This is a genomic window from Microcystis sp. T1-4, assembly GCF_000297435.1.
In the GTDB taxonomy this organism is placed as follows: Bacteria; Cyanobacteriota; Cyanobacteriia; order Cyanobacteriales; family Microcystaceae; genus Microcystis.
Map to the genome: position 1 here is coordinate 1 of NZ_CAIP01000437.1, position 5,160 is coordinate 5,160.

The window sequence follows — 5,160 nt, forward strand, 5'->3', positions numbered from 1 at the left end:
ATCTCAGGGATCTGTGTTACCATGCGGGGTAAATTCAAGCGATCTCCAGACACCTATGAGCAAGGTTCTCGTGTTGAATGCCTCCTACGAACCGCTAAATATTACCAGTTGGCGGCGCGCGATCGTTTTGTTGTTGAAAGGAAAAGCTGAATCCCTAGAACATAACGGAAAAGTGGTTTGTCGTGACTTACCCCTACCCTCTGTTATCCGTCTTAGGCAATACGTCCGTGTTCCCTACAAGGAAATTCCTTTAACCCGTCGTAATATTCTTGAACGAGATCATCACACCTGTCAATACTGTCTCTACCGAGGTGAACAATTAACCATCGATCATGTGATTCCCCGTTCTCGCGGAGGGGGTGATACCTGGGAGAATTTAGTGGCGGCTTGTGTGCGTTGTAATGTGCATAAGGGCAATCGTACACCAAAAGAGGCCAATATGTCCCTGCGCGCCCAGCCGCGTCGTCCCTACAGTAGTCTCCACTTTGAGCTATTAAAGCACACTAGGGGGAATCACAATCACGAATGGCGTAAATATGTCATCGGCATTTAGGGTGAGAAAGGCATGGTGAAACCAAGACCAAAATTGATTCCCATGCCATTATTATTAGTCTGGGTGCGAGGATTGGCAACTCCCGTGCCTAGATAAACCGAACAACCAGGACAGGGGGAATTGACTCGGTAGCGCACCGCCATGGGATCATTAGGATCGGTGATGGTTACTCCCTGATGGTTTAAATCTTTAATTAGATTGGTGACGGGTTTGAAAAAATCGGCGCTGGGGGGTTGACTTGGTTGCAGTTCTAGGGTTTGTTCTTGGGAAGCAAGAACGATTTCCGAAGCGATAATTAGCATTAGAGAGGTGGTTAAGCCAAATAAACCCAGATTATTTTTGATCTTCATTTTTTTTTATCACCGAGAGATTGTTAATTTCTTCTGGTGAGAATTCTAGCGTTTTCTCGCGGGAAAGGAAACTAATCAGTAAAAAAAATTTACTAATTTCTAAGTACCTAAGCAAAATTAATTACACATCTAAGCCACTACTCCGTCAGACTTCTGGTGTGAGGAAACAGTGAACTGAAAACTCAAATCCGATCCCTAATAGCTGTCTCCCGTCTCCCGTCTCCTGTCTCCTGTCTCCTGTCTCGACTAGGAAATTAATTTTGCACGACTACTTACCATACTTATAATAAGCGGCACAAGCACCTTCACTAGAAACCATACAAGTACCGATGGGATGTTCAGGAGTACAAGCAGTACCAAATACTTTACATTCCCAAGGTTTTAAAACACCTTTAAGAATTTGGCCACACTGACAAGCTTTGTGATCTTTAACACGCTGATTGGGTAGGGTAAATTTTTTCTCCGCATCAAAATTAATGTACTCATCCCGCAGTTTTAACCCTCCTTGGGCAATTTCTCCTAAACCTCGCCATTCAAACTGATCCCGCAGTTCAAAAACTTGCTTGATTGCCGATAAAGCGACTCTATTTCCTTGATTTTGTACCACTCGATCATACTGATTTTCGATCTCACATCTCTGCTCATCTAATTGTTTTAATACCATCCAAATTGATTGGAGAATATCCAAGGGTTCAAACCCAGAAACTACCAAAGGTTTATGATATTCTTGGGCAATAACTTGATAGGGTTCTGTGCCAATTACCATGCTAACATGACCGGGACCAACAAAACCGTCTAACTGTAAATCTGGGTTATCTAACAAAGCTTTCAGAGCGGGAATAATCACCACATGATTAGAAAATAAACTAAAATTAGTGATACCATCTCTTTGGGCTTCTAAAACGGTTAAAGCTGTGCTAGGAACGGTTGTTTCAAAACCTAAGGCCAAAAATATTACTTCTTTATCGAGGTTTTCTCTGGCAATTTTTAAGGCATCGCGAGGAGAATAAACCATGCGAATATCATCACCTTTTGCTCGCGCTTGCAGCAGACTCAAATGGGAACCGGGGACACGCATAGTATCGCCAAAAGTTGTCAGAATTACGTTCGGTTTTTGTGCGAGAAAAATGGCATCATCTAAACGACCTCGCGGCATCACACAAACGGGACATCCAGGACCATGAATTAATTCGATAGTTTCCGGAAGTATTGCCTCGATACCGTATCTAAAAATTGAGTGGGTATGACCTCCACAAACCTCCATAATTTTAGTAACTTTTTCCCGCTTTTCAGAGATTCTTATCGATAATTGTTCAATTTGCTGAATTAATCCTGCCGCTTTAACGGGATCACGAAATTCATCAACGTATTTCATTGTTTATCTCCTTTAATTATAATTTTTAGCTGTCGGTCGTCGGTAATAATTGCCGTGATTTATAGCATTTCCTAAGCTAGTGAGGTACACCTATTTTTCTTCCCTTTTGCCTCTTGCCTCTTGCCTAAAACCCATAACTTTTGTACATCAGGAGACTAAAAAACGCTATATATTTCCTAAGATCAACAACAAAATCAATTTATGTATGGGTGACTACTTAAGAACATTAATTATGATTAAATTCTGACTCTAATTCTGCTAATTGTGTTAATAAATTTAAGGTTTCTTGCGCCTCATCTTCATCAATTCGATTCATGGCAAAACCCACATGAACTAATACCCAATCCCCTACACAAGTATTAGCGGGATGGTCTTCATCAACAATACAAGCGATATTTACTTCTCTTTTTACACCCCCCACATCGACGAAAGCCAGATGATGGTTTTCATCAATAATTGCCGTAATTTGTCCCGGTATGCCTAAACACATAGTTTTTACCTTAAATCTAGTTTTTGTTAATTATACACCGATTTTTTGGCTAGAGATTGCAGTAATATCAACTGACAGCCCTTCTCATAAAGATGAAGTATAAGCTAATTTGGTATCGACGACCGACGACCGGCTCCCGAAAAGGAAAACCGAGTCAAAGGTTATCCTTTTTACTTGCTCTTACCTGCCATTCTGGACTATTGCCCTCAAGAACAGCTTTTTTTCCCGTATCTTTTTTAAGATTTCCCCTGTCCCGGACCGTGGACGCTATCCCAGTAAGGGTAAAACTTTTGTATTAGGGACTACATCTATGATAAGAAATTATTCAATCAATCGATCGGGTGACATTCTAGGCTATGATTTCCCTGACTATAGTTATTTCTCTACATTAAGGAAAATCGACAATGACAGCCTTTCCCATCGATTTGAGCGCCTATAAACCCATCAGTCTCGACCCCAGTAACCCCACCCTCACCGACCACCAAAGAAGCGCTCTAAAAGCCAATATCCAACTCTGTCGCGATGCTATCATCTTTTTTACTGCCACGGGTGCGGCCCGGGGTGTGGGTGGACACACCGGCGGCCCCTACGATACCGTCCCGGAAGTGGTGATTCTCGATGCTCTTTTCCGCAGTCAACCTAGTCAATTTGTACCAATCTTCTTCGATGAAGCAGGACACCGCGTCGGTACTCAATATCTCATGTCTGCGTTAGAAGGTTCTTTACCCCCAGAACAATTAATGCACTACCGCGAGGCCAATTCTAAACTCCCCGGACACCCGGAATTAGGATTAACCCCTGGTGTCAAATTTAGTTCTGGCCGTTTAGGACATATGTGGCCCTACGTTAACGGTGTCGCTTTAGCTAACCCCGGAAAAACCGTTTTTTGTTTAGGTTCCGATGGTTCTCAACAGGAAGGCAATGACGCGGAAGCTGCCCGTTTAGCCGTAGCTCAACACATCAATGTTAAGCTAATTATTGATGATAATGATGTGACGATTGCCGGTAATCCTTCCAAATATTTACCCGGTTATGATGTGGCTAAAACTCTTGTTGGCCATGGTCTAAAAGTGTTAGTGGGAGATGGGGAAGATATCGATAGTTTGTATCGCAATATCTGTGAAGCAATTAATACTCCTGGCCCGATTGCGATTATTAATAAACGTCCCATGTGTCCCGGTATTGAAGGTTTAGAAGGTTCTAACCACGGTCATGACGTGATTTCTGTACCCTTGGCTTTGAAATATTTAGAGGCAAAAGGACACAGTGCCGCAGTGGAATATCTCAACAGTATTAAGAAGCCTTCTAATGACTATAAATTTCTCGGTTCTGGGGATAAATGGGGTTCTAACCGCAACGTTTTCGGCGAAGCGGTGGTCAGTCTTTTAGGCAAAATGAGCGAAGAAGAACGCAAAGCTAATGTATTAGTAGTAGATAGCGATTTAGAAGGTTCCTGCGGTCTGAAAATTATCCACGATAAACATCCCGAAGTGTTTATTCCTTCCGGTATTATGGAACGGGGTAATCTTTCGGCAGCCGCCGGTTTTGGTATGGAAAAAGGTAAACAGGGAATTTTCGCCACCTTTGCCGCTTTTCTAGAAATGTGTATTTCTGAAATCACCATGGCGCGTTTGAATTATTCTAATCTTTTATGTCATTTTTCCCATTCCGGTATCGATGACATGGCGGATAATACCTGTCACTTTGGTTTGAATAATTTCTTTGCCGATAATGGACTCGATGACGGTTACGAAACCCGTCTTTATTTCCCAGCCGATGCGGCACAAATGACCGCTTGTGTCGAGGCAACTTTCCATCAACCCGGTTTACGTTTTATCTTCTCGACTCGTTCTAAAACTCCCAATATTCTTGATACTAACGGTAATAATTTCTTTGGCAATGGTTACACCTTTGTCCCCGGAAAAGATGAAGTAATTCGAGAAGGCACTGCCGGTTATATCATCAGCTTTGGCGATGGTTTATACCGCGCTTTGGATGCAGTAGAACGTCTAAAACAAGAAGGTATTGACGTGGGTTTAATTAATAAACCGACTCTCAATGTAGTGGATGAAGAAATTATCACTAAAGTTGGTAATTCTCCCTTTGTTTTAGTGGTAGAAGCATTTAACCGTCGTACGGGTTTAGGTAGCCGTTATGGTTCTTGGTTACTCGAACGCGGTTTAACTCCTAAATACGCCTATATCGGTACTCACCATGAAGGTTGTGGCGGTTTATGGGAACAATTCCCCCACCAAGGTATTGACCCAGTTGGTATCATTAGTAAAGTTAAATCTTTAATCGCTTAGATAGTATTTTAGGGTGGGCTTTAATCAGTTATCAGTTATCAGTAAACAGTAATTAGTAAAAAGTAATTAGTAAACAGTCATCAGAA

The 5,160-nt window shown here is 42.0% G+C and carries 5 protein-coding genes; 2 read left to right on the top strand and 3 right to left on the bottom strand.

Annotated features, from left to right (window positions below; translation table 11 throughout):
- Positions 1-55 precede the first annotated feature (55 nt).
- Complete coding sequence (locus MICAI_RS21750) at positions 56-553, top strand: HNH endonuclease (RefSeq protein ID WP_002785544.1); 498 nt, start codon at positions 56-58, stop codon at positions 551-553.
- Here the strand turns inward: MICAI_RS21750 and MICAI_RS21755 are convergent.
- The 3 genes from MICAI_RS21755 to MICAI_RS21765 form a co-directional block, all read right to left on the bottom strand.
- Positions 550-903, bottom strand: coding sequence for a hypothetical protein (locus MICAI_RS21755; protein WP_008207134.1), 354 nt, complete (start codon positions 901-903; stop codon positions 550-552). The genes MICAI_RS21750 and MICAI_RS21755 overlap by 4 nt on opposite strands.
- A gap of 268 nt (positions 904-1,171) precedes the next feature.
- Positions 1,172-2,278, bottom strand: coding sequence for a hydrogenase formation protein HypD (gene hypD / locus MICAI_RS21760; RefSeq protein WP_008207136.1), 1,107 nt, complete (start codon positions 2,276-2,278; stop codon positions 1,172-1,174).
- Positions 2,279-2,504: 226 nt separating this feature from the next.
- Complete coding sequence (locus MICAI_RS21765; protein WP_008207138.1) at positions 2,505-2,768, bottom strand: HypC/HybG/HupF family hydrogenase formation chaperone; 264 nt, start codon at positions 2,766-2,768, stop codon at positions 2,505-2,507.
- 404 nt (positions 2,769-3,172) lie between these two features.
- Here MICAI_RS21765 and MICAI_RS21770 point away from each other — a divergent pair, with 404 nt between their 5' ends.
- Positions 3,173-5,074 (top strand): transketolase C-terminal domain-containing protein, encoded by a 1,902-nt coding sequence (locus tag MICAI_RS21770; RefSeq protein WP_008207140.1) that lies wholly within the window; start codon positions 3,173-3,175, stop codon positions 5,072-5,074.
- Positions 5,075-5,160: the final 86 nt, after the last annotated feature.

What these genes read in the sequence shown, in the direction of transcription:
- MICAI_RS21755 (WP_008207134.1), bottom strand. Translation starts at nt 903, where the DNA reads ATGAAGATCAAAAATAATCTGGGTTTATTTGGCTTAACCACCTCTCTA.
- MICAI_RS21765 (WP_008207138.1), bottom strand. Translation starts at nt 2,768, where the DNA reads ATGTGTTTAGGCATACCGGGACAAATTACGGCAATTATTGATGAAAAC.
- MICAI_RS21750 (WP_002785544.1), top strand. Translation starts at nt 56, where the DNA reads ATGAGCAAGGTTCTCGTGTTGAATGCCTCCTACGAACCGCTAAATATT.
- hypD (WP_008207136.1), bottom strand. Translation starts at nt 2,278, where the DNA reads ATGAAATACGTTGATGAATTTCGTGATCCCGTTAAAGCGGCAGGATTA.
- MICAI_RS21770 (WP_008207140.1), top strand. Translation starts at nt 3,173, where the DNA reads ATGACAGCCTTTCCCATCGATTTGAGCGCCTATAAACCCATCAGTCTC.